The organism is Phocaeicola paurosaccharolyticus JCM 15092 (genome assembly GCF_000613805.1).
In the GTDB taxonomy this organism is placed as follows: Bacteria; Bacteroidota; Bacteroidia; order Bacteroidales; family Bacteroidaceae; genus Phocaeicola; species Phocaeicola paurosaccharolyticus.
In genome coordinates, this window is sequence record NZ_BAJR01000009.1 from 23,592 (window position 1) to 46,605 (window position 23,014).

General features: G+C 35.7%; 19 protein-coding genes. 10 read left to right on the forward strand and 9 right to left on the reverse strand.

What is annotated here, in order from left to right:
- Nucleotides 1–50: 50 nt before the first annotated feature.
- The 10 genes from JCM15092_RS15160 to JCM15092_RS05820 all read left to right on the forward strand — a co-directional run bounded on the left by JCM15092_RS15160 (nt 51) and on the right by JCM15092_RS05820 (nt 10,637).
- The gene (locus JCM15092_RS15160) at nt 51–587 is read left to right on the forward strand and encodes a DUF4890 domain-containing protein (RefSeq protein WP_024993824.1); all 537 of its coding nucleotides are present in this window, start codon (nt 51–53) and stop codon (nt 585–587) included.
- Nucleotides 588–731: 144 nt separating this feature from the next.
- Nucleotides 732–1,625 carry a glucosaminidase domain-containing protein gene (locus JCM15092_RS05780; RefSeq protein ID WP_024993825.1) on the forward strand — a complete coding sequence of 298 codons (894 nt, stop codon included), beginning with the start codon at nt 732–734 and terminating at the stop codon, nt 1,623–1,625.
- 144 nt (nt 1,626–1,769) lie between these two features.
- Nucleotides 1,770–3,017, forward strand: coding sequence for an efflux RND transporter periplasmic adaptor subunit (locus JCM15092_RS05785; protein ID WP_024993826.1), 1,248 nt, complete (start codon nt 1,770–1,772; stop codon nt 3,015–3,017).
- Between the two features lie 47 nt (nt 3,018–3,064).
- The gene (locus tag JCM15092_RS05790; RefSeq protein ID WP_439645900.1) at nt 3,065–3,736 is read left to right on the forward strand and encodes an ABC transporter ATP-binding protein; all 672 of its coding nucleotides are present in this window, start codon (nt 3,065–3,067) and stop codon (nt 3,734–3,736) included.
- 21 nt (nt 3,737–3,757) lie between these two features.
- Entirely contained in the window at nt 3,758–5,065 is a 1,308-nt protein-coding gene (locus JCM15092_RS05795) for an ABC transporter permease (RefSeq protein WP_024993828.1), read from the forward strand.
- 12 nt (nt 5,066–5,077) lie between these two features.
- Nucleotides 5,078–6,319 (forward strand): ABC transporter permease, encoded by a 1,242-nt coding sequence (locus tag JCM15092_RS05800; protein ID WP_024993829.1) that lies wholly within the window; start codon nt 5,078–5,080, stop codon nt 6,317–6,319.
- 8 nt (nt 6,320–6,327) lie between these two features.
- Nucleotides 6,328–7,587: an ABC transporter permease gene (locus JCM15092_RS05805; protein WP_024993830.1), complete on the forward strand. Its 1,260-nt coding sequence runs from the start codon at nt 6,328–6,330 to the stop codon at nt 7,585–7,587.
- Nucleotides 7,588–7,589: 2 nt separating this feature from the next.
- Nucleotides 7,590–8,837 carry an ABC transporter permease gene (locus JCM15092_RS05810; RefSeq protein WP_024993831.1) on the forward strand — a complete coding sequence of 416 codons (1,248 nt, stop codon included), beginning with the start codon at nt 7,590–7,592 and terminating at the stop codon, nt 8,835–8,837.
- An 11-nt stretch (nt 8,838–8,848) separates the two neighbouring features.
- On the forward strand, nt 8,849–10,165 hold the full coding sequence (locus JCM15092_RS05815; RefSeq protein WP_024993832.1) for a TolC family protein: 1,317 nt from the start codon (nt 8,849–8,851) through the stop codon (nt 10,163–10,165).
- Nucleotides 10,128–10,637, forward strand: coding sequence for a metallophosphoesterase (locus JCM15092_RS05820; protein WP_024993833.1), 510 nt, complete (start codon nt 10,128–10,130; stop codon nt 10,635–10,637). The genes JCM15092_RS05815 and JCM15092_RS05820 overlap by 38 nt, the downstream gene beginning before the upstream one ends.
- Nucleotides 10,638–11,033: 396 nt before the next feature.
- Here the strand turns inward: JCM15092_RS05820 and JCM15092_RS05825 are convergent, their stop codons facing one another.
- The 9 genes from JCM15092_RS05825 to JCM15092_RS05870 all read right to left on the reverse strand — a co-directional run bounded on the left by JCM15092_RS05825 (nt 11,034) and on the right by JCM15092_RS05870 (nt 22,984).
- On the reverse strand, nt 11,034–11,432 hold the full coding sequence (locus tag JCM15092_RS05825; RefSeq protein ID WP_024993834.1) for an META domain-containing protein: 399 nt from the start codon (nt 11,430–11,432) through the stop codon (nt 11,034–11,036).
- Between the two features lie 7 nt (nt 11,433–11,439).
- Entirely contained in the window at nt 11,440–12,117 is a 678-nt protein-coding gene (locus tag JCM15092_RS05830; protein ID WP_034541609.1) for a hypothetical protein, read from the reverse strand.
- Between the two features lie 25 nt (nt 12,118–12,142).
- Complete coding sequence (locus JCM15092_RS15165; RefSeq protein WP_034541611.1) at nt 12,143–12,577, reverse strand: hypothetical protein; 435 nt, start codon at nt 12,575–12,577, stop codon at nt 12,143–12,145.
- A gap of 183 nt (nt 12,578–12,760) precedes the next feature.
- Nucleotides 12,761–14,053 carry an Ig-like domain-containing protein gene (locus tag JCM15092_RS05845; protein WP_024993837.1) on the reverse strand — a complete coding sequence of 431 codons (1,293 nt, stop codon included), beginning with the start codon at nt 14,051–14,053 and terminating at the stop codon, nt 12,761–12,763.
- A 16-nt stretch (nt 14,054–14,069) separates the two neighbouring features.
- Nucleotides 14,070–14,696 carry an Ig-like domain-containing protein gene (locus JCM15092_RS16530; RefSeq protein WP_024993838.1) on the reverse strand — a complete coding sequence of 209 codons (627 nt, stop codon included), beginning with the start codon at nt 14,694–14,696 and terminating at the stop codon, nt 14,070–14,072.
- A gap of 128 nt (nt 14,697–14,824) precedes the next feature.
- Nucleotides 14,825–15,436: a hypothetical protein gene (locus JCM15092_RS05855; RefSeq protein ID WP_024993839.1), complete on the reverse strand. Its 612-nt coding sequence runs from the start codon at nt 15,434–15,436 to the stop codon at nt 14,825–14,827.
- 104 nt (nt 15,437–15,540) lie between these two features.
- A complete protein-coding gene (locus tag JCM15092_RS05860; RefSeq protein WP_024993840.1) occupies nt 15,541–16,578 on the reverse strand; it encodes a helix-turn-helix transcriptional regulator in 1,038 nt (345 codons plus the stop codon).
- 86 nt (nt 16,579–16,664) lie between these two features.
- Nucleotides 16,665–22,496 carry a helicase-related protein gene (locus JCM15092_RS05865; RefSeq protein ID WP_084488473.1) on the reverse strand — a complete coding sequence of 1,944 codons (5,832 nt, stop codon included), beginning with the start codon at nt 22,494–22,496 and terminating at the stop codon, nt 16,665–16,667.
- A complete protein-coding gene (locus JCM15092_RS05870; protein WP_024993842.1) occupies nt 22,448–22,984 on the reverse strand; it encodes a DEAD/DEAH box helicase in 537 nt (178 codons plus the stop codon). Before JCM15092_RS05870 ends, JCM15092_RS05865 begins: the two co-directional genes overlap by 49 nt.
- Between the last annotated feature and the right edge of the window lie 30 nt (nt 22,985–23,014).

Consider the following 23,014-nt stretch of genomic DNA (forward strand, 5'->3'; position numbering starts at 1 on the left):
TCTAATTGATATATCCGGATTATTAGTATAAACAATAAAAAAAGGAAATTATGAAAAAAGGATTTGTTTTGCTACTATTAGCAGTGTTTGCTTCTAGTATTACTCTGTTCGCTCAAGATAATGATAAAGTAAAGAAAGATAGACCAACAAAAGAAGAGAGAATAGAAATTATGACTAAACGGATGTCCTCAAAATTGATGCTCAATGATTCACAAAGCGCTAAATTTGCATCTGTTTATAAGAATTACCTCAACGAAATTCAGGAGCTACGTCCTCAGAAAGCTGAGATAAAAGGGAAAATTGATGATGCTCAAAGAGATAAGATGACAAGAGAAGGTTTTGCTCATCAACGTAAAATGATTGATTTAAAAGAGAAATATTATAATGAGTTCTCAAAATTCCTGACTCCTGCACAAGCTCAAAAAATGATTGCCCCAATGAATGGTAATATGAAGAATGGTAAAATGAGAGATGGAAAGATGAAAGAGGGTAAATTTATGAGACCTGATGGAAAAATGAAAATGGGTGCTGATAGAAATAGGGATAGAGAAAGAAACGTAAAAATAGATGTTAACGATAAAAAATGATGTATTAAATGATAATCTTCAATAGGCAAATTAAGGTAAAATTGTGATAACTTATTTTTTGGAAAAGTCATCAGTATAGTCGGAATGATTGTACTGATGATTTTTTTGTACTTTTGGAAAAGAAACCATTAACAGAATAACAGAATGAATAAGATATCGATATTGCTTTCATTTATTTTCATATATTTAATTTTACCGCTAAGCGTTTTCTCTCAGTCACGTAATAGAAATTATGAAGAGTATATAACGCAGTATAAATCTTTGGCTATTGAACAGATGAATAGATATAAGATTCCTGCAAGTATAACTCTTGCTCAAGGTCTCTTGGAATCAGGTGCTGGAAAAAGTGGACTGTCTGTTAAATCAAACAACCATTTCGGTATTAAATGTGGTGGCGATTGGGACGGACGCAGTGTAAGTCAAACTGATGACGCACCAAATGAGTGTTTTCGTGCTTATTCGCATGTTAGGGAGTCATACGAAGATCATTCTAAATTCCTTCGTTTCAAACCAAGATATTCAGCTCTGTTTCAACTTAATATAACAGACTATAAAGGGTGGGCTCATGGATTGAAAAAAGCCGGGTATGCTACAGATCCACAATATGCATATCGCCTTATTAATATTATTGAACTTTATGGTCTGGACAAATATGATACAAAGAGTGAAATAAAATGGGCTAAAAATAATATTGAAACTCATCAGCCATATATATCAAATGATTTGCTATATATCATAGCTAGAAATGGTGATACGTTAAAGAAAATAAGCGAAGAATTTGATATTAGCGAACGTAAACTTCGTAAATACAATGACTTATATAAAGGTTATGTACCTTCTGAAGGTGATATAATCTATTTAGAGAAGAAAAACAGTCGTGCTTCTAAAGACAATATAGTATATGTTGTACGAGGAGGTGATTCTATGCATTCTATATCTCAGAGATTCGGTATAAAATTGAAGAATCTATATAAACTGAATAAAATGTCAGAGGATGATGCTACTCCGGCAGCAGGAACAATAATAAGGATGAGATAACTCCTTAATTTTAAAATATCGTACAGGGTGTTCGGAAACGGACACTCTGTTTTTTTGTATATATCTGTCAATTAGTAATTTATCTGTTTGGCACGCTCGTTGCCATATATGATATAAGAAATAACTAATAATACATATAAATATATGGATATAGAAATACCAAAGGAAGTGCAAAGAAAGCGTAGAATAAGAGTCATAATAAAATATGGGTCTATTGCTCTAGCTATTTTTATAGGAATTATTGCTCTTATATCAAGTTTGCATAGTTCTGTGTACAAGAAAGACCTAGTAATATCTAAGGTTGACAAAGGGACTATTGAGATTAGTGTCAGTGCATCTGGAAAGGTTGAACCTTCTATGGAAGAGATTATTAATTCCCCAATAAATACAAGGATACTTGAGGTGTATAAACGAGGAGGTGACAGCGTTGAAATTGGTACTCCTATTTTAAAACTAGACCTTCAAAGTACTCAGACTGATTATCAGAAAATGGTTGATGAAGGTAATATGAAAAGATACCAGTTGGAACAACTAAAAATGAATAACCAGACATATCTTAATGACTTAGCTATGAAAATAAAGGTCTCAGAGATGAGACTGAACCGTATGGCTGTAGAATTAAAAAATGAGAAATATCTTGATAGTCTTGGGTCGGGGACTACTGACAAAGTACATCAGGCAGAGTTGGCTTACAATACCGGAAAACTTGAACTAGAGCAATTGAAGCAACAGTATGTGAATGAGAAAAAAGTAAAAGCTGCCGATCTAAAGGTAAAGGAGCTTGAGCTGAATATTTCACAGAAGAGCATATCAGAGATGAAACGCTTACTGGATGATGCTAAGGTTCTATCACCAAGAAATGGTATACTCACATATATAAACAACCAGGTAGGAGCACAAATTTCGGAAGGTAGCCAAGTGGCAATAGTGTCTGATTTAAGTCATTTCAGGGTTGAAGCTGAAATTGCAGATAGCTATGGTGATAGAGTATCAGCAGGCGGAAAAGCTATAGTAAAGATGGGAAGCAAGAAACTTGAGGGTGTAATAAACAGTGTTACTCCGCTAAGTAAGAATGGTGTTATCTCATTTATAGTGAAACTAAATGACGACAGCAACTCATCTCTACGTTCAGGCTTGAAGACAGATGTCTACGTAATGAATGCTGTTAAGGAGGGTGTTACCAGAGTAGCTAACGGTTCATATTATACAGGCAGAGGTTCGTATCAACTATTTGTATTGGATGGAGAGAATAAGATCGTAAAAAGAGAGGTTGAGCTTGGCGACAGTAACTTTGAGTATGTCGAGGTAGTAAGTGGACTTAAGCCAGGAGATAATGTAGTCGTAAGCGATATGTCGGAATTTAAGAATAAGAATTCTTTGAAAATAAAATAGAATAAACTTCAAATCAGATAAATAATAAATAATTAAAAATACAGGAGATGGAAATAATTTCACTAAAAGGTATTAATAAGGTGTACCGTACAAATGAGATAGAGACTTTAGCTCTAGAAAATGTTAACCTTGAAGTAGAGAAGGGAGAGTTTATTAGTATAATGGGACCTTCTGGATGTGGAAAATCTACGATGTTAAACATAATGGGCTTGCTTGATACTCCTACATCGGGTACTATAGAAATTTGTGGTAATAATATAAAGGATTTCAACGATAGGGAGATGGCAAAATTTAGAAATAAAACATTAGGTTTTGTATTCCAGTCTTTTCATCTAATCAACTCCTTGAACGTGATAGATAATGTTGAGGTGCCTTTATTATATAGAAAGATCTCTTCATCTGAACGTACTAAGTTGGCTAAAGAGGTTCTTGATAGAGTAGGATTGAGCCACCGCACTCGACATATGCCTTCTCAACTCTCAGGAGGTCAGTGTCAGCGTGTAGCAGTAGCTCGTGCTATAGTAGGTAACCCTGAGATTATCCTAGCCGATGAACCTACCGGTAACTTGGACTCAAAGATGGGAGCAGAGGTTATGGAGCTTCTTCATAAGCTTAATAAAGAGGATGGAAGAACAATAGTTATGGTGACTCATAATGAATCTCAGGCAAAGCAGACTGATAGAACAATCAGATTCTTTGATGGAAGAAGGGTGGAATGATACTATATAATTGAAAATCTTATGATTAAACAATATTTTATCCAAGCAATAGGACAATTAAAGCAGCACCCACTAATAAGTTCAATAAATATTATGGGTACTTCTCTTGCTATATTTCTTATTATGCTTGTGGTTATGATTAATAACATCGGTATTTTATCTTTCTCTCCTGAATCAAATCGAGATAGATTTCTTCATGGATCATGCATTAGCATTGGAAATAAGGATTGGGGAGATGATAGCATGTCATCCAGTAATGGACCTATGAGTTTAAAATCAATTAATGAAATATATAAATCTCTTAAGACACCTGAATGTGTAACAGCATATACCATTTTCCCTAGTACAGTAGTGGCATCTATTCCCGGACAGAATCTTGTTAATTTGGAGATGCGTGAGACAGATGCTGAATATTTTAAGGTATTCGATTATACATTTTTAGATGGGAAACCATATAATAAAGAGGAGGTTGAGTCGCATATACCTCTAGCTGTAATAACTGAGTCAACAGCACGCTCTATTTTTGGAACTTCTAAAGGAGTTATAGGAAAAAATATGCTTATAAATTATTCATCATGCAAGGTTGTTGGAGTAGTAAAGAATGTGAGCATTCTTGCTGAAAAAGGATTTTCTGAGATATGGGTACCTATTGGAACTATATCTCCTACAGCTACTTACCATGATAATAGTGGAATAATGGGTGCTTTCAGTGCTACAATTTTAGCTAAAGATAGAGATGACTTTGATGATATTAGAAAAGAGTATAATAAGAGACTTGATGGATACAATAAAAGCTTGGAACCTACAGGTTTCCATATAATACCTAGAAGTCGTCCGTATGATCAGGAGACTGAAAACCAGGTTATTGGTGCTAATCTTGAACCTGATGTAAATAAAGCGAGAAAGATTGAAATTACAATATATGTAATATTACTTATTGTTCCAGCCATAAATCTGGCGAGTATGACACATAGCCGACTTCGCCAGAGAATGATTGAAGTAGGGGTTAGAAGAGCTTTTGGTAGTACTCATATGCAACTATTAAATCAAATTATAATCGAGAACATGATAATTACATTGATAGCAGGAATAATAGGATTGATCTTAAGTTTAATATTTGCAAACACAATGGCATCTGAATTTTTCCAAGTTAAATGGAATCCGTCCCTAACAGAAACACAGATTGACTTTTCTATGCTGTTCCAACCTAAGATATTCATTTATGCTATTCTTTTCTGCTTTGTACTTAATATACTTAGCTGTGGAATACCTGCTTGGAGAGCCTCACGCTCAAATATAGTCAACTCTTTAGGGGGTAAAATTATGTAAATAGAGAGCATTATGAATAAAAAATTATTTAAACAGATAAAAAATGAATGGAAGCCAAATCTATGGCTTTTTATCGAACTTTTTCTAGTAAGTGTAGTAATGTGGTATATAGTTGATTATATGTATGTTAAGATGACTGTATATAATGAGCCAAAAGGTTTTGACATATCTAATTGCTATCTAGTCGAATTAGGTCAACTCACAGATAAGTCCGATTTATATAATCCAAAAGATACAAATCCTTCAATTCATATAAATGAGTTGTGTGATAGATTAGAGCATAATCCGGCTATTGAAGCTGTTGGACTTGGAAATAATTCCTATCCATATAATGGAAGTAATAGCTCTACCTTTTTTAAGTATGATACTATATATGCGGAAGGTTGGATACTAAACCGTGTAATAACTCCAGGTTTTATTAAGGTATTTAGATACACAGGTATAAATGGAGAAACACCAGAGCAATTGGCGTCTAAGTTTGAAGGCAATAATCTGCTTGTCACAAACAATATATTCAAGGATAAGATAAAGGGAGGAGCTAAAAATATTGTGGGTAAGAAGGTTATATATGGTGGTGATACAGTCAATACTCACTATTTAGCAGGAGCATTAGTACCTATAAAATATAGTGATTTTATAGAGGTATCATTAACTCCAAGTATTCTTAAGGCTCTTGCCCCAAAAGACAGATGGATGGGCTTGGAACTTTGTGTAAGAGTACGACCTGAGTATGACAAAGATTTTGCTAATACACTCTTAAAAGAGAGTCAGAAGAGATATAATATAGGAAATATGTATATATCGAATGTGAAATCCTTTGATGATATTAGAGCAAACCATATATCAAAAGATTGGAATCATTTCAAGCTATTTATTTGGGGAATGGGGTTCCTTCTTCTTAACATTTTCTTGGGACTTTTGGGGACTTTCTGGTTCCGTACTCAACAGAGACGTGGAGAAATTGCTCTTATGAAATCCTTCGGCGGGACAAACAAGAGTGTCTATATGCGGCTCTTATCTGAAGGAATTATAATATTGCTGTTGGCCACTATACCTGCCATAATTGTAGACTATAATCTAGCACATGCAGATATAACTGAAAATTACAATGGAGAGACATTTGAGATAGTACGTTTTTCATTTTCCTTAATTTCATCATGTATTCTGATTGCTTTGATGATGATTATTGGTATCTCAATTCCTGCACGCAAAGCTATGAAGATAGATCCAGCAGTTGCTCTACATGAAGAATAATAACTATTATGAAAAATATTTTTATACAGACATATAACCTTATCAGGCAAGACCGGCTCTATTCAATAATTAATATAGTTGGAACAGCTGTTACAATTGCCTTCGTAATGGTAGTTATAATGATGTATGATTTCCGCATATCCGATATCGCTCCCGAGAAAGATAGAAGTAGATATCTTTATACTGATATGGCAACCACATATATTAAAACTGATCATTCTGACGTAAGTGAGACCGGACTTGGAAGAAAGGCTTTTAATTTATTGACTGATAACATAGATGGAATTGAAGAGGTCACATGGTATTCCAAAACATCAAAATCATTATGTGGATTGCCAAATTCTAATAAGACATTTAGCTATTTCGTCCGTCCTGTTGCGTCCAATTGGTTTAGCTTTTTCGAATATAAGTTTATAAGTGGAAGATTTTTTACGCAAGAGGAGTATGATTCTAAACGTTGGGTATGTGTTGTAACGCGTAAACTTGCCATGTTTCTGTATGGAACTACAGATGTAGTCGGCAAAGATTTTAATATCAACTTTTTTCCTGCAAGGATAGTTGGGGTTATAGATGATGTTAACTCTATATTTCAGACTGCATATGCTGATGCATTTATTCCATTCTCTACACAAAATGAGGATAATCAGATGAGTAGGAGAGATGGACTAGCCGGAATGTATTTTGGTGTTTTAAAATTTAAAGATGGAGCAGACAGAGAAAAGGTCAAGGAGGAAATTTACCGAAGGGAAAAAGTTGTGAATAATTTAGGATCTAAATATGAATTGAAAATAAATAGACTATTCGGACACATAGATTATACTTTCTTCCGGGGTAAAGATATAAATGCTTCTTTGGTTTATTCAGCTCTTATTCTTATGCTTCTAATTGTGCCTGCAATTAATATTTCAGGAATGACTCATGCTCAGATGCAGAAAAGAGAATCGGAAATAGCTGTTAGGAAGGCGTATGGTGCCTCGAATGTGTCACTAATGACTAAATTGTTTTCAGAGAATCTTATTTCTACACTGATAGGAGGCATTTTTGGATATATTATTTCATGTATCATAATATGTTTCTGCAGAGCCTGGTTATTGGGAAGTGGTGAAGTCGATATATCGGGGATAACCTTTGGAGATGGTATATTACTCCGTCCAATTCTCTTTTTGGCAATATTCGTAGTTTGTATTGTTTTTAATCTGTTATCTGTTCTATTACCGGCTTGGTTATTAATGAAACGTGACATTGCATCTACATTAAAGGGGGAATGATTATGATAAAGAGTTTATTAAAACAGATTTGGAACCAAAGAAAATCAAACCTTTGGATATTCATCGAAATGATGTTGGTGATTGTCCTTTTGTGGTATGGGATTGATATTATATACAATTATGAGTGTAGTGCCATTAAGCCTAAAGGTTTTGATACAGAAAATGTATTTGATATTACTGTAGTCTGTGAACCTAAGGCTATGCAAGATTCAGTAATGATGAGCCATTCAACTGAATACATGGATCAGATATATAAGCTTATAGGATCTTTTCCAGGTGTGGAGAGTGAGTGCTACTATCAAGGTTGTGTACCTTATACAAATGATAATATGTTTGAAGGATACTCTCCTCATTCAGATTCAACTCATGTTGTAGACTGCTATATACGATATGTTAATGCTGACTACTTTAAAGTGTTTCGTCTAAAAGAAATTGATGGGAAAATAGATGAATCACTTTGGAAGAGTGGAGAGTATCCTCTTCCTGCGCTTATGAGTAAGACACTAAGTGATTCACTTTTCAGAAATAAAGATGCTGTAGGTAAGACATGCTTTAATCCATACTATTTGGGAAGTGACAGGCCTTATACCAACTATAAAGTTATGGCAGTTCTATCTGAACATAAACTAAATGATTACTCTAAATATGAGCCATTTATCTATTTGCCTATCTCTTCGAATATTAAATTTTGGAATCATATAGCAATTAGGGTAAATCCGGATGCAATACCAAGCTTCAAGGAGAAATTTCTTAAAGAGATGCCTGCAAAACTTGCCATAGGACCATTTCATCTTTATGAGATAAACTCTTATGAAGATATGAAAGAGGCTTACGATATTGAAGAGGGAACGGTAAACTATTTAAACTCAACATATGCCATGATTGGTTTCTTTATTTTTAATGTCTTCCTCGGCATGCTTGGTACCTTCTGGTTCCGTACTCGTAAACGCCGAAGTGAGATTGCATTGCGCATGGCATTGGGCTCTTCGAAAAATGGGATATTTACCTATTACATATGTGAGTCGATGCTGCTTCTTATCATAGCAGCCTTGCCGGCATTGGTGATATCTTTGAATATAATGCATAGTGATTTGACAATAAATACTCTTATAGATATTTCGTTTTTGCGCTTCATTATATGTTTTGTTTCAGCATTTGCATTGATTATGTTAATGATTATACTGGGCATTTTCTTCCCTGCATATCGAGCGATGAAGATAAAACCAGCAGAGGCTTTACATGAAGAATAAATATAAAGATTATGAAAAAACAATTTATATTACTTTTAGGAGTTGTTATGGCATCAACCTCTATGTTTGCTCAACCTTTAGGTAAAAGAGCAATCACACTTGATGAGGCAATCACTTTGGCAAGAGTTCAGAGTGTGGATGCAGCTGTCGCTCTTAACGAGTTGAAAAGGGCATATTGGGAATTTCGTACTTATAAGGCAGATCTTTTGCCTGAGATGAATCTAAATGCTACTTTGCCTAATTACAAAAACAGATATAGCCTATATCCTCAAGATGATGGTTCGTATCTCTTTAATAAAGAAAACAATCTCCAGATTGATGGTGAATTGAGCATAGATCAAAATATATGGCTTACAGGAGGTTCTCTATCTTTGAATACATCTCTTGAATATCTTAAACAACTTGATGGTAATAAGAGAAGCAACTATATGTCAATACCTGTAGCACTGACTTTAAATCAACCGATATTCGGCGTAAATAAAATTAAATGGAACAGAAGAATTGAACCTGTGAGATATAAAGAGGCAAAGGCTGCCTTTCTATCTGCTACTGAAAATGTGACAATTAATACTATTAATATCTTTTTCGATTTGCTATTGGCAAAGGCGAACGTAAATATCAGTGAACAGAATCTTGCTAATGCCAACAAACTTTATGAAGTGGCTAAGGCAAAGAGAAAGATGGGACAGATAAGTGAGAATGATCTCCTTCAGCTGAAGCTAAATGTGCTTAATGCTAAGTCATCACTTACAGATAATCAGAGTAATTATAAGAGTGTGATGTTTAAATTGAGGACATTTCTCTCATTAGATGATAATCAGGAGTTGGAACCAGTTTTGCCTGATACAATTCCTGCAATGAAACTTTCATATAATGATGTTCTCGATAAGGCTATATCTAATAATTCTTTTGCACTTAACATACAGAGGAGACAACTGGAAGCAGATTATGAAGTGGCTAAAGCAAAAGGTGATCTAAGGCAGATAACTATGTACGCACAAGTAGGTCTTACAGGCAAAGGTTCGGTAATTAATGAATCATATAGAGGCCTGAAGGATAATAGCGTAATAGAGGTGGGGGTGAAATTACCAATCCTTGATTGGGGTAAACGTCGCGGTAAAGTTAAAGTTGCCCAGAGTAATAGAGAGGTCACTCAAAGCAAGTTAAAAAAGGAGAGTATGGAGTTTAATCAGAATTTGTTTATCCTTGTCGAACAGTTCAACAATCAACGTGACCAGTTAGATATTGCTCAGGAATCCGATACAATAGCTATAAAGAGATATAATACAAATGTTGAGACTTTCCAATGCAGGATACTATCAGAATAAAGTAGTACAAATAGATGATACTGATTTCATACTATCTACACTCTGGTCACATATTCGACCGGAAGATGAATATTTTGTAGCACGAGGTATGAACGACTTTCGTCAAATCAGATATAACGAGAGACGGTTCACAACAGACGATTTTAATTTGGAACACGATAAATGTCTATCATTCATCAAGCAAGCTATTACCAAAAGCAATGCAGCAAAGATTGTTGTGGTCACGCACCATCTACCTTCTTATGAGGTTGTCGCCCCTTATTACAAAGGAGATAGTCTTACGTCAGCCTTTGCAACAGAATTGGGCGACTATATTTCAGAGAGTAGAATTGATGCTTGGATTTTTGGCCACAGTCATTCAAATATCAATGGACAAATAGGCAATACCCAGCTAATCTGTAATCAGATGGGTTATGTATCCTATGGGGAATATAGTAATGGTTTTGATCCGTCACGATGCATAGAACTATAATAATTGCAAAGAGAATCTCATTATTTTCAAGAAAAATCTAAAATAATTTTGGCTACGCAAAAAGGCTGTATAACGACCCTATACCTTTGTATCATCAAGTGTGTCACGAGAGAAATAGCGTTAAAGAGTTGGCTACTCTGTAATGTTATTCTCGTAACTTTTAAAGTACAATTTTTAAGCGATTTGTTGGTCTCATATTTTACGATTAATTGACTACAAAAATAGCAAATTCCGCTTATATAATGGTGCTATACACTAATTATCTTGCGATAAAGCTACCATCTTAATGATTTTGTTATCAAGAATCATTTTGGTATAGTTATGAGCATTTTGTTTTTGAGAATCAATAAAAAAGGGACATTAAGATTATCTCCTCATGTCCCTTTCTGTGTCATATTATTGCTTTTCACAAGTCAATGTCAAGCTTGTAGAACTATTGTCATCTGAAGCCATTTTCAAAACAGCTGTCGTTCCTGATAGAGATTGAACTTCATAAGTGCAATACAACTTTCCACTTACATAGCAGTTAATTGTTTTTCCTTTGGCTGTGTATGTCCCATTACCATTACCAAAATATCCTTTTCCGGAATAACTTCCATCGGAATTGAATGTTGCCGTAGTTGTTTTGTATGGCCATGATATACCACCAACCTTTATTATTTTCCACGTACCATATAAAGTTTCAGCAGGATAGTCAAAACCGTCTAATGGGCTATAATCGTCTTTTGAACAAGATGTCAATGTAATCATTAGCATCATCATTGGGAAAAATGCCATGAATAAAAATTTCTTCATATTCTTATTATTTCTTCTTATTGTTAATCCATTCGTCCACATTAAACTCAAACGTATAGTCATTCTGAACGCTCTCAATTATAATAGGCATAAGGATTGTCATTTTCTTACCAACAAAACTTGGCGCACCTGCATTCAATAATTCCTGAGTCTTATAGAATGATGGAATAAGGTTAGATTCACTCCAACCTCCATATTGTCCTGAAATGAAAGATACGTTATCGGTAGGCAAAAGGATATCGGATAGACTAGCACCTCTAGGAATGGTACTTGACGGCTGACTATTATTACGGTCTGTATATTTTACACCTGAATGCATTACACGTCCTGTTTTTCCATTAATATCAACAAAACTTATATCATCCCAATTTATTTTCATTGAATGGGTAGTCTTATTCTTTAGTTCAAAATTAAACTGTTTAGAGCTAACGAACCACACTATCTCTATATAGTCGTCCTCATAGCGATATTTGTTAACCTCTCCATCCTTAAAGTCAACTACTTTTGTTTCTCCAAACTGTTGCTTTGCATTTGCAGGACTTTCAACGGATGAAAGACCTACTGAATAAGATGCCATATAATTTTGCATCATTCCGCAAGAAGATAGGAGCAAACCCATGAAAGGGATTACAAATAATTGTTTTTTGATTGATGGCAAAGATGCCAACTTGATAAAGTTTCTCATAAGATTGATATTTATAAGTTAATGATTAAAATTCATACCCAACCCTTATTGTTACGCATTCTGTATCCAATGCTCTTGGCTTGCGAGTGTAGCTCATATCATGTGAGCTATTAAATTTATTGAATGTCTCAAACTCTAGCTTTTCTGATGCGTAACCAATGGCAATATTTACAGCTTGTTTTTCGTTGGTGGCTATTCTGCATCCAGCAGAGATATTCCAAAACATACCGCCATTATTGGTGACGAAAGTTCCTGCTTTCCCATCTACGAATGGAGCTATCTTGCCTTTTGTGAAGTTTACATGGGCATTCGCATAGACAGGAATATCGACTTTACTTTCTCTAATATCCAATGGTATATCCATGTTTTTAGTTTCATACTTCGGCATAAAGTGCAAACCTGTACCTGCACCAAGGAAGATGTATGGGTTGAACTGATAGCCGTGAGTTGTGTTAATCACGAAACGACCAAAGTCATAATCACCTATGCTACATCATAGCCGGCATCAACAAAACCCCGATAACATTTGCCAGAAGTATTCTGAGCATTTGATACCATACAAGCTGAACAAATCAGCGTCAAACACATTAATAATTTCTTCATATCTTTATTTTTATTTCCTTTATTCATGTGATATTATAAATCAATTATGTATCTCATACGCTTTTCCGTTATATGTAAATCTTACAGTTACAGTAGGATATACATTAAAATTAAAGTATAAAGATTTTATTAGACTGCTATGTGCATCTAAAGTTTTATTAATATCAGTAAAGTTACTTGTTCCTATTTCTGTTAAATAGACATTATAATCGCCTGAATTCTTAATAGTATATTCTCTCCCATAATAAGCTCCTCCACCTGTAATTACGAATGAAGTCCCAGTCATCTCAACAGATATAAATGATGTAATATCCTTTACACTGACGTTTACATCACACTTATAATTTCCATCTTCAGAAGTTACAATAAGAACAGCATCTCCAATAGTAACACCTTGTATATTACCATCCTTATCAACTTCTACAATACTTTCATCGGAAGATGAAATATTAACTTTTTTATTAGTTGCATTGCTTGGATTATAAGTAATGAAATCATTTATAGATCTTGTTTCGCCCATTATTAATATTGTTTGATTATTTGCAGATATTCCCTCTAAAGGTATTTCTGCTATCCATTCATTATTTATCAATGGGCCATCAATTATGATAGATTTGCCTATTTCAAGAGACTTATTGAAACTCTTTTGATAATATGCACCCTTACCATTTATTAGTTTAATTGTAGTATTGTTGTTATCATTTTTAATTAATCCATAATAGGTATAATCATTTTCGTTTTCTAATTCAGAACACAGCTGTCCTTTGGAGTTAGATTCACTCCAACTCATATTCGAAATATCTAATTCCGTAAATTCTTTTATACCATCAAGATAGAAACCATCAGGAACACCCTTAATCCTAATTTTTGATAATGGTCTGTTATTCAGATCAAGATTTATTAAAACAATATTGTCTTCTTTTTTATATGTGCCTGCAGTAGTGTATATAATGTCACCAAAAGTAGTTACTTTACCTTCTATATAAGATAGCTTATCAGCATGCACAGCATTAATTTTGCCGGAATTTGAGAAAGATACCTGTTCTGTTAATTTTTTTACATCCCAATCTTCACCATTAAATTCTATCAAACAAATATTACTGCTGGACGCATCAATAGAGGCATAAATCTGATCGCCTTTAACCCACGATTGTTTATTGTCTGATGCTGCACGGCTATTAGCAGATGTATTATTAATACTGACCTTGAAGACTAAATCTTCATATTGTGAAGAGGTATTCTCATCTATATTTTCTTGATTGCAACTATACAAACTATAGGATGTTGCTATTATGAGCAAGCCAGCTAATATATTTATAATTCTTTTTTTCATGTTTTCTTATTTTTAATTACCAATTTTCAGAATCGCCATAAGGGTTATACTTTATGTCTTCGGATGAGGAAACCTTAACATCGCATTTGGCTTCAATACCTTGATCTTCTGTGATAGCTGTGATTGTTGCATTACCGACTTTAAGAGCTTTTACATTTCCATCAACATCAACAGAAGCTACTGATTCATCAGAACTTTTCCATATAACATTCTTGTTTGTAGCATCTTCTGGCAGAATGTTTGCATCTATTTTTTTTACAGTACCTTTAATGATTGATATTTGAGTCAAAGACAATTGTAAACTAGATACATCAACTATAACATCAACTTTACATGAGGCAGAAAATGTGCCCTCTTCCGTAGTTACTGAAATAGTGGCAGTGCCTGCTTTTAGTGCAGTAACAACACCTTGGCTTGATACAGAAGCAACTGTTTGGTCACTTGATTTCCATACATAGTTTTTGTTTGTTGCGTCTTCTGGCTGGATTGTAGCTAGAAGAGTTTCCGAACTACCTTTCTTTAAAGTAATAGTGCTTTTGTTTAATGTTATGCTTGTAACAGCGACATTATCATCACTACATGATGAGAAGCAGAATGTGATAACACTGAATAATGTAATCAAAACCATTTTAATTTTTTTCATACTCTATTTTTATTTATGTGAATATTAAACCAAAGGTTATAAATACTATAATGATGCAAATCAAAAAGCCGACAATGCAGCCTTTCTGCATAATTGAGAAAAATTATTCTACTATTGCGTTTTCTGATTCATAAAATCTCCTCTTCCATATCCACATTATAACTTTTAAGCAGTTTGTAGATATAAACATTAGGCTCAAAATCGTATAATCTGTTTACGAGTAAGCCTGTAGATTCCCAAATACCATTATATGAAGCATTTATCAGAGCTTTAAGGCAAAGAACTACATTAGTATTCAATTCTTGAATGTCTTTCATAATGTCAGCGGTTGTGTATTCTCTTTCAGATATCTTAAAAGGGTCTCCTTCTATTGCATAATAGCCTACTCTATAAAAAGCCTCAGTCATTTGAAATGTATTTGGCATATATCCCTTTGGACATACAGGGATAGATTCTATTACCTCACAATTCATTCCGTCAGCAGAAAGATGTTTATAGTACATGGTTTCTGTTGCCTTCATGGTAGAATCCAGAATATCCAGATTATCACACCACTCATTGATAGAGATAATCATATTCTTATGTGCACTCTTTTGTTCTTCTGTGGGCATAAGATTAGCCAGTCTATCCGCATGCAGAACTATTGCTTTACAACTGTCACGTGCAAATTCTGTCATAGTATGAAGCTTCTTAAACCTTCTCTCCAATATCTCTGTCTTTATCATTTTTGTTTTCATCATTGTATCTTGTTGTCGTTATGATGATGCAAATAAAAAAAGAAGAGTGCAGTCTTTCTACACTCTTCTCATATAGTATAATTCACAAAGGCAGGATAGTTACCCGACTATTTATCTTTTCTATACATATTGGTTAATTCTTCCGCCAATCTCTTCATTTCTGTCCTTAGATGCTCAGGTTTTATTACTTCGATTTGGTCGCCATAAGAACGAAGCAGTGAATGCAGCTCATAATTGTCTTTCACTTTAAGAGTTATTTCCCAATGCTTATCATCAACTTTAACAAGTTTAGAAGATTGGGATTCATGCAATGGCTTGGTCATGATGTAGCCAAGAGCTTTCTCATTCACATGTAGTACAATGTTTTCTACTGGATTATTCGTTACAGACACTCCAACAACATCACCAAAATAATCATCAAAATCAAAATCATCATCTAATGGCTCAAAAGGCTTTGAATTTTCTTTTACTGATATAATTCTATCAATTGCATAATTCGATAGATATTCATCCATATCAGACCGTTTGGCTATCAGGAACCAACGATTATTATATTGTTTCAAGTGATATGGACTTACAATGATAGTTCGTTCGTCCTTTCCAAATGGTTGGTATTTCAATTCTATCACACGTTTGTTTGCAATGGCATCAAATAGAGGCTTGTAGAAATTGTTCATACCTTTCAGATATGGATTGTTTTGAAAACTAACTACAGATTTAGCACTTTCACCAAGCTGACTTGTAGAATAAAGGTGATTCTCCACATCTTCCAACCACTCAAATTGAGGAACACCTTCAAAACGCTTCAATAGAGTAAGTGCATCATGAATAAGATTGATTTCTTCTTGATTTATAGGTTGCTCTTTTATGGAATCATTGCGTTTGTGATAACGATAGTATTTCTTATGACCATCTTGAATGGCGTCAATCAACATACGATAGCCTTCTTCGCTCTCAATGAATTTCAGATCTTCTTGAACCTGACGTTTTTTTACACCTTCACCTTTACTGGAAGGACCATTATAGATGTATAAAGCTTCGTTACAAGCTTCGATTAGATCTTCAATATAGTATTTGCGGCCCCAATTGCCCAAGCACTTATCAAGTGCCTGGTAACGGATTTGAGCATTTTTATTTGTTGGCATAATTGGTCTTATTTATAGTTTACATGTAAAAATCATTGCTAACGATGCAATGTATCTGCATTGTCAGCAACAAAATTCTTCATATCTTAGTCAATATCTTCTATAGTTACATCAAATTTAATTTCATCATTCCTTACCAGATTGACCTCTGTATCATACATGATTTCAGCCAAATCATACACTTTATATTCTCCAGGTTTATTATAGATATACCATCCGTTCATGAACCCTCCATCAGGATAAATAGATAGTTTCTTTCCTGCACATTCAAACGATAATACTCGCCAGTGCGTCAGTGTATGCTTCGGCTTGGACTCTACAGGAACAAGACTACCCGAAAGTCCCTCGCTATTCAGGTCATCCATACATGCTATAGCCATGTTTTCTAGCCACTCATCACGATCTTTTGAAGATGGCTGATTGCCGCCGAGTGTGTCACGCTTCGCATTATCAATGGCATAACGTTCGATATTAAATTCAAGCGAGAATGGACTTCCTATCATCTTGACGATATAGCGAATTGTTTGCAAACTGGTCATGATGGCCAATATACTCTTCATGTGCTCATCTTGGTAGGCAACCTTGATAACAGAGCCTTCATTGACTTTACAATGGGCAATGAATGTATCGAATATATTGCTTGAACGTTTATATATTAGTTCTCCCAGCTCAGATGTTTTGATAATCTTTGGATCACTATCCTTCAACGTGAAAATCTTTGTATGACTTTCTTCCACCTCTGTATTGATAAAATCAGCCGTAGCTGCAATATTATTCGTGCGTATATAGTAGATTGTACCATTTCCCCATCTATCATTCATGGTGATATGGTTCGGATTGTTGGTTAGATAGAGTCGTCCGTCGAAGTAAGCCAACGGATAAAGGTTGTTTTCTGCAAACGGATTTTTGATTTGCAACACTTCTTTAGCCCAACCTTTAATCATTCGTATAGCATTAAGGGCTGGTTCTTTCAAAGGTATATTGCTGCACCTTGCCACACAGAAGGATGTCTCTTGTCCGTGCGAAGCAAAGTTATTGAAAAACTGATTTTTCCAACAGTGATTAGTATTATCATATTCCCAGTGATCATAGTCATCATCCACAAACAGCACCTTTTCGTCTTGCGACAAGGCAAATGTTTTTTGCATCTGAATAAGTGATGTTTCCGTCACATTATTACCAAATACTTTTTCGATGTTTTCAGGTATAACTTTACGAGCTGACCTTTCCTCAATAATCCAGTCTTTTGCTGCTTGAACGTCTATGTTGTTTATATAATAGAGGGTAAATCTATCAATTAAAGCCTCCTTGTTTCCAGTCCTTTCGGCGGTCTCAATAATGGATGTAGAACGTTCAATGACTGCCTTCATTAAGTCCATTGCTACCAATTGATTTGAATAGCCGGAGCCACCTGGATTGGCATCAAAGATACATATATGACCATTGGGAGTAATTGTGAAGTCCAAATCGGTACGTTCCACGTTTAGTTCCTCGGATAAAGATCTAGCAAATAACAGACCAAGAGTAATCAGAAGATTTTCCTCTTCATTTCTTGTATTTATCCAGTTCTTCTTGAAATGGCGTATTCTTATCTCTGTATAGTCTGTTTGTATGGTATTACCTAATACTATATTACGTTTTATATAGTCTGTACTATTGCATCCTATACAGCGATTGGGCTTTTTACCTTTTCTGATGAGAGAAAAATGAAAATCCTCTTTTTCCGAATCTTTCGATGAAATATTATTCATTTCCGTAGGTAGCTTCTCCGGGTCACTTGAAGATGCTGCCGGCCAACTTTCCAAAACAGTTTTTCCGCATTTCGTGCAATGACAATAACCAAACCCAGTACCTTCATTGTAGTACAGAATTTGTCCATATCCACTCTCACGGCTGCTTCTAGTATCGAATAGGTGCGGCTCTATTTTGTCTTGTTTCCATTCATCAGCACCAATCAATTGTGCACTTACCCTCGTATAAACGTTTTGGTCAAGAATTCTACTTGCAGATTCATTCATATCAGGTATAAACTCAGCTGGTTGAAGTAGGTCGAGTTCGGTCTGTGCGCTTACTCTCCATTTCTCCAAGCTGTCCAATTCGTCTTTCGTATCAATGACAACCTGTTCACGGTTAAAATAAAGCTTCTTGAAAGTCACTTCAGGCTTGAAAAAATTTGTATATCTGATACCTCTTACAATCTTCACCATACCATCACGAGCAATCGGATTACCTGGAGCATATTGTGATAAGGCTGTACGCAGAGGATAAGAGGGATTTGAAGTTGTAACAAGTGTATATCCCTTTTGTGATGTAGAATTAATGTCAAACTCTATCACATTCACTGGCATATTTGCATTTGGTGTGAAACGATGAGTTGCCCAATAAGACAACAATCGGGCTGCAAGTGGTTCAATGAATTTCATTTCGAAGAATCCTTGTTGCTTCACGCTCTTTGCCTTTCTATATGGTTCGGCATAATCCTGTATGCGAAGTTCTAGCTCGGCATAGCAGTCTTCATTCATTTTTCGTGCTTTCTGAATCACATATTGAGCAGTGCGACTACTGAAGATAGTGCCGGATAGCAATATTCTCAGTTTGCGTCTTAATTCATTGCTCAGAGTCTCACCACACTTATTGTTAAACTCTTCATAAGGAGTTCCTGTTTCATCTCCCAAACCATCCAAAGGACTTACCGGTGCATGGTCTATCTTTTTCTTGATTTTGAAATGAATACTTTTGTCGCCATCCGGAACAAGCTCATAATTAGTATAATAACTAAGCACCTGACCAGTAACACTTCCACCTGTCATACCGAATACGCCAAACTCTCTAATGAGAAAAGAGTTGACATGACGTTGAATGACCTGAGCACTTTGTAGATCAACAGTAGGAGTGTTTGTTTGGCGAAGAATAACATTTTCCATCGGGTTCAACAGTGTTCTTATACCCACAGCATCAGAACCACACAGCGTGACACAAGCACTGCGTACCTGTCCTCGTCGTCCACTACGTCCGGCTCTCTGTTTATAGTTTGACGGCATAGGTGGCACTGAGGTCATCATCACCAATTCCAAGTCACCAAGATCGACGCCCATCTCCATGGTAGTGGAACAGGCAAGTATATTTATCAAATGATCTTTAAAGTCATCTTGTACTTGTCTACTTATGGTTTTATCCACTTGAGCTGTATGTTCAGCTTGAATGAAATATTGTGGGAATTGATGAATCTGTAACAATCGGTCTGCCCATGTGCCGTCCTTTCCCCAAATGTCATGTTCCCAAAGCAGTTTTCTATTCTTTTTTGCCCATTCTTCAATCTCTTCGTGTGTAGGGTTGGGATGATTACTATGAATATGATAAGGATAGCATGCCCATTTTTCGTGCAATTCTTCTTTCAAAGGAACAGTTTCTCCACCAATTGTAAAAGGAGAATAACCATGGAAAGTAATCTCCATAGGTTGTAGCCATTCTACGTGATGCACATCAACGCCAGTATTTGCATCACATAAGTAAACATCTTCATAAAGCTTGAACCCTAATTTTGCAAGATTCAAACGATATGGAGTAAAATGAACATCATCAATAACTTCGTCTTTATCTTTTACATGGCAGTGCAGCTCTTCATCATATTGAGTACTATGTTCCAGTAAGCAGTAGTGGATCGTTAATTCATTCCACATGCAATCAATAACCAATTGAATATCGTTCTTGTAGCTGCTGATAGCATTTTGAATACTGATATGCTTATCATTCGCCACAAGTTTAGCAATTAAGCGTATTATACGTGAACGGTTTGCGCCCTTATCTTTAATCTCAGGCTTATGAACCGGACGACGACGCTCTTTTTGTGTAGCGAAACGTACTGAATCGAATATATCCAGCACATCATCATCATACATCTTTAAAAAGACTGATTGGTTTGAGCGAACCGTAAAGTCAAGAAACGTTTGTATCAATGCGTACCAATCTTTTTTTGTAATTTGGTTTTCGGAAGATAAATTTCCGTTAAACCTTTTAACCTCTTCAGGTAGCTCAGATGAAAGTACTTCCTGCAAATCTTCATAATAAGAGGTAAACAATCCCATTGTTTCCGGTGCCGCAGCAGTCAATGGTCGTTTGGATAGATATTCCACCATGATGGCAAGAATATATTTTCGTTTAGTCTCGGGTAAGATATTGCCATCTTCATCAAGTTCAGGACTAAGTTCAGAACGTTCCGCAAACTGTTGGCAGAATATGTCGGCCAAATTATCATTATAGAGTATATCCTGGATATTTTGCCAGCTCAGGAAAGACTTTGGCTTCATATCTACAAGAATCACATTGATGGCTGTCTGGTCATCCGATTCAAGTATATCGAGTTTATTTTCCGCATCCTTATGCTTAGGGTCTTTGCGGTTGGTATTCTCATAAATATCCTCATAATACTTTAGAGCTTCCTCCTTAGTCGTACTTCCTGTTGAAGCCATACGGCTCAACTCATGGAAAATGGTGCAGTATACCCACAAGCGTTCTTCTTCAAGATTTTGCTTGATTGTGGAGCGAGCAGCCAACTGGCGGCTATCTACGAAACTGATAAACTGCTGTCCTTTGTGCAAACAACTTTTGTTCTCATCTTTAGGTTTCGCTTCTGTCATCAAATCAAGTGTTGACGGAGCTATCAGTCTTGAAATAAAATCAGGAGCCAAACGGAATTTCTGCAATTTTCTATTGTCTTGTTCATCAAGTTGAACAGCATCAGGATTATCTTCATCCTGTTTACTTTGCTTTGTCAACTTTGTTCCACAGTAAGGGCATTGGCATTGTGCATTGGCTATTACGTGCCAACCTTTGGCAGCCGGGTTTCCTGCCGTTACGTTCAACATCCTGTTACCTTTGATGGTATAGGGTACATTATTGTCAAATTCTGTGTCTTTATTTGATGTACCAAATATATAGTAGGTTTTACCTGTGTTTTCTGTATTGTCTAGGTCGAACATGTCACTATCATCCATAGTGATAGGTTGGTATGCTATGCCATCATTAAGTTTCACTTCTTCGGCAATAGCCACATATTCTCCGCAATGTTTGCAGCGGCTCATTTCTAGTAGCGGTGCTTTGTATTCTTCACTGGTTTCCGACTTATTTTCAGTATAAATACGAAAACTACCGTCTTCTTTATAATGAGAATCAGAAAGATCTATGAACAATCCATGATTAGGCACTCTATAGAAGTAATGCACCTTTACACGAAGGTCTGCCAGATTCTCGTCCTCTGCCTTTTGACACATAATGTCGAGAATATTAAGCTTGTCCTCTATGGTTTCTCCATCGGTGATAAGTTCATCCAATTTAAGGTATCCATCCTTATTTTCCTTGATAAGCCGATTCCAATAAGACTCAAATTCATCGTGTGGGATTTGTTCGATACCCTTTCTGTTACCATCTACATAAGTGACTTGATTAAGCTGTAATCCTGCAATATCAGCTATAAAATGGCAAAGTTCGTTCTTTGATTTTTCATCACCTTGTTTACCGATGGTGGCTGAAGAGGTAGCAAAGCGAACATCATCAGTGGTCACACCATAAGCCATCAGCACTCTTCTTATGAGCATAGCAATCTCTGTAGCACCTGCACCAGTATAGGTGTGGGTCTCATCAAGAGCTATCCATCGTAGAGTACCTTTTTCGTTAGGTTTCTTTTCGCGAATCAGTTTTTTATCCTTATCTCTCAGAAGTACATACTCCAACATAGTCGGGTTTGTCAAAAGAATATTGGCAGGATGTTGGCGTAACTCTTCACGAGTAGCTATGATATTGGGGTATTTCTCTTCAATAACAGTTCCTTCTTCATCGCGAGTGATACCACGAATGGCATCTACTTTACGCATCACTTTCTTATATGCTTTACTTTCTGGTGAAGGCACTGTTTGTGGCATATCGCATTATAGACAGCGAACTTCAATTCAGTTCCTGCCAATAGTTGCTGCATACGTTTCTTTTGGTCTTCCATCAAAGCATTTAGTGGATAGAGGAAGATTGCTTGAACCTCTTCTTGCACGTAGTTGTCTATCAAGTCCTGTACCAACGGAAGCATAAAGCACTCCGTCTTACCTGAACCTGTTCCAGTGGAAACTACTATGCTTTTATATTTTCCATCGGGCGTTTTGTCCTTCAATAAGGTTTTCCAACATTGATATTGATGTTCATAGGGCGCATAGTATTTATCCTTAGGCAATGTCTTCTTCCACAGTTCACCCAGCATTTCTTCAGCTTCAGCCTGATGTTCCGGATATACGCTCTCATAACTGTTCATACATTGCACCAAAGGCATCGCATCCTTAGGTGCGAACACTTCAGGAATCAGTCCTTTCAGTTGCTCGATATATCCTTTTTGGGCTTCGTTTCTTGCTTCACCACACCACATGGCCGATAGTGATTTCTCTACTGCCGTGCG

Coding starts and splice junctions, on each gene's coding strand:
- JCM15092_RS05795 (WP_024993828.1), top strand. CDS start 3,758: ATGATTAAACAATATTTTATCCAAGCAATAGGACAATTAAAGCAGCAC.
- JCM15092_RS05810 (WP_024993831.1), top strand. CDS start 7,590: ATGATAAAGAGTTTATTAAAACAGATTTGGAACCAAAGAAAATCAAAC.
- JCM15092_RS05820 (WP_024993833.1), top strand. CDS start 10,128: ATGTTGAGACTTTCCAATGCAGGATACTATCAGAATAAAGTAGTACAA.
- JCM15092_RS05790 (WP_439645900.1), top strand. CDS start 3,065: ATGGAAATAATTTCACTAAAAGGTATTAATAAGGTGTACCGTACAAAT.
- JCM15092_RS05855 (WP_024993839.1), bottom strand. CDS start 15,436: ATGATGAAAACAAAAATGATAAAGACAGAGATATTGGAGAGAAGGTTT.
- JCM15092_RS05830 (WP_034541609.1), bottom strand. CDS start 12,117: ATGAGAAACTTTATCAAGTTGGCATCTTTGCCATCAATCAAAAAACAA.
- JCM15092_RS05815 (WP_024993832.1), top strand. CDS start 8,849: ATGAAAAAACAATTTATATTACTTTTAGGAGTTGTTATGGCATCAACC.
- JCM15092_RS05865 (WP_084488473.1), bottom strand. CDS start 22,496: ATGCCACAAACAGTGCCTTCACCAGAAAGTAAAGCATATAAGAAAGTG.
- JCM15092_RS05785 (WP_024993826.1), top strand. CDS start 1,770: ATGGATATAGAAATACCAAAGGAAGTGCAAAGAAAGCGTAGAATAAGA.
- JCM15092_RS05780 (WP_024993825.1), top strand. CDS start 732: ATGAATAAGATATCGATATTGCTTTCATTTATTTTCATATATTTAATT.
- JCM15092_RS05805 (WP_024993830.1), top strand. CDS start 6,328: ATGAAAAATATTTTTATACAGACATATAACCTTATCAGGCAAGACCGG.
- JCM15092_RS05845 (WP_024993837.1), bottom strand. CDS start 14,053: ATGAAAAAAAGAATTATAAATATATTAGCTGGCTTGCTCATAATAGCA.
- JCM15092_RS05800 (WP_024993829.1), top strand. CDS start 5,078: ATGAATAAAAAATTATTTAAACAGATAAAAAATGAATGGAAGCCAAAT.
- JCM15092_RS16530 (WP_024993838.1), bottom strand. CDS start 14,696: ATGAAAAAAATTAAAATGGTTTTGATTACATTATTCAGTGTTATCACA.
- JCM15092_RS05860 (WP_024993840.1), bottom strand. CDS start 16,578: ATGCCAACAAATAAAAATGCTCAAATCCGTTACCAGGCACTTGATAAG.
- JCM15092_RS15160 (WP_024993824.1), top strand. CDS start 51: ATGAAAAAAGGATTTGTTTTGCTACTATTAGCAGTGTTTGCTTCTAGT.
- JCM15092_RS05825 (WP_024993834.1), bottom strand. CDS start 11,432: ATGAAGAAATTTTTATTCATGGCATTTTTCCCAATGATGATGCTAATG.
- JCM15092_RS05870 (WP_024993842.1), bottom strand. CDS start 22,984: ATGTGGTGTGGTGAAGCAAGAAACGAAGCCCAAAAAGGATATATCGAG.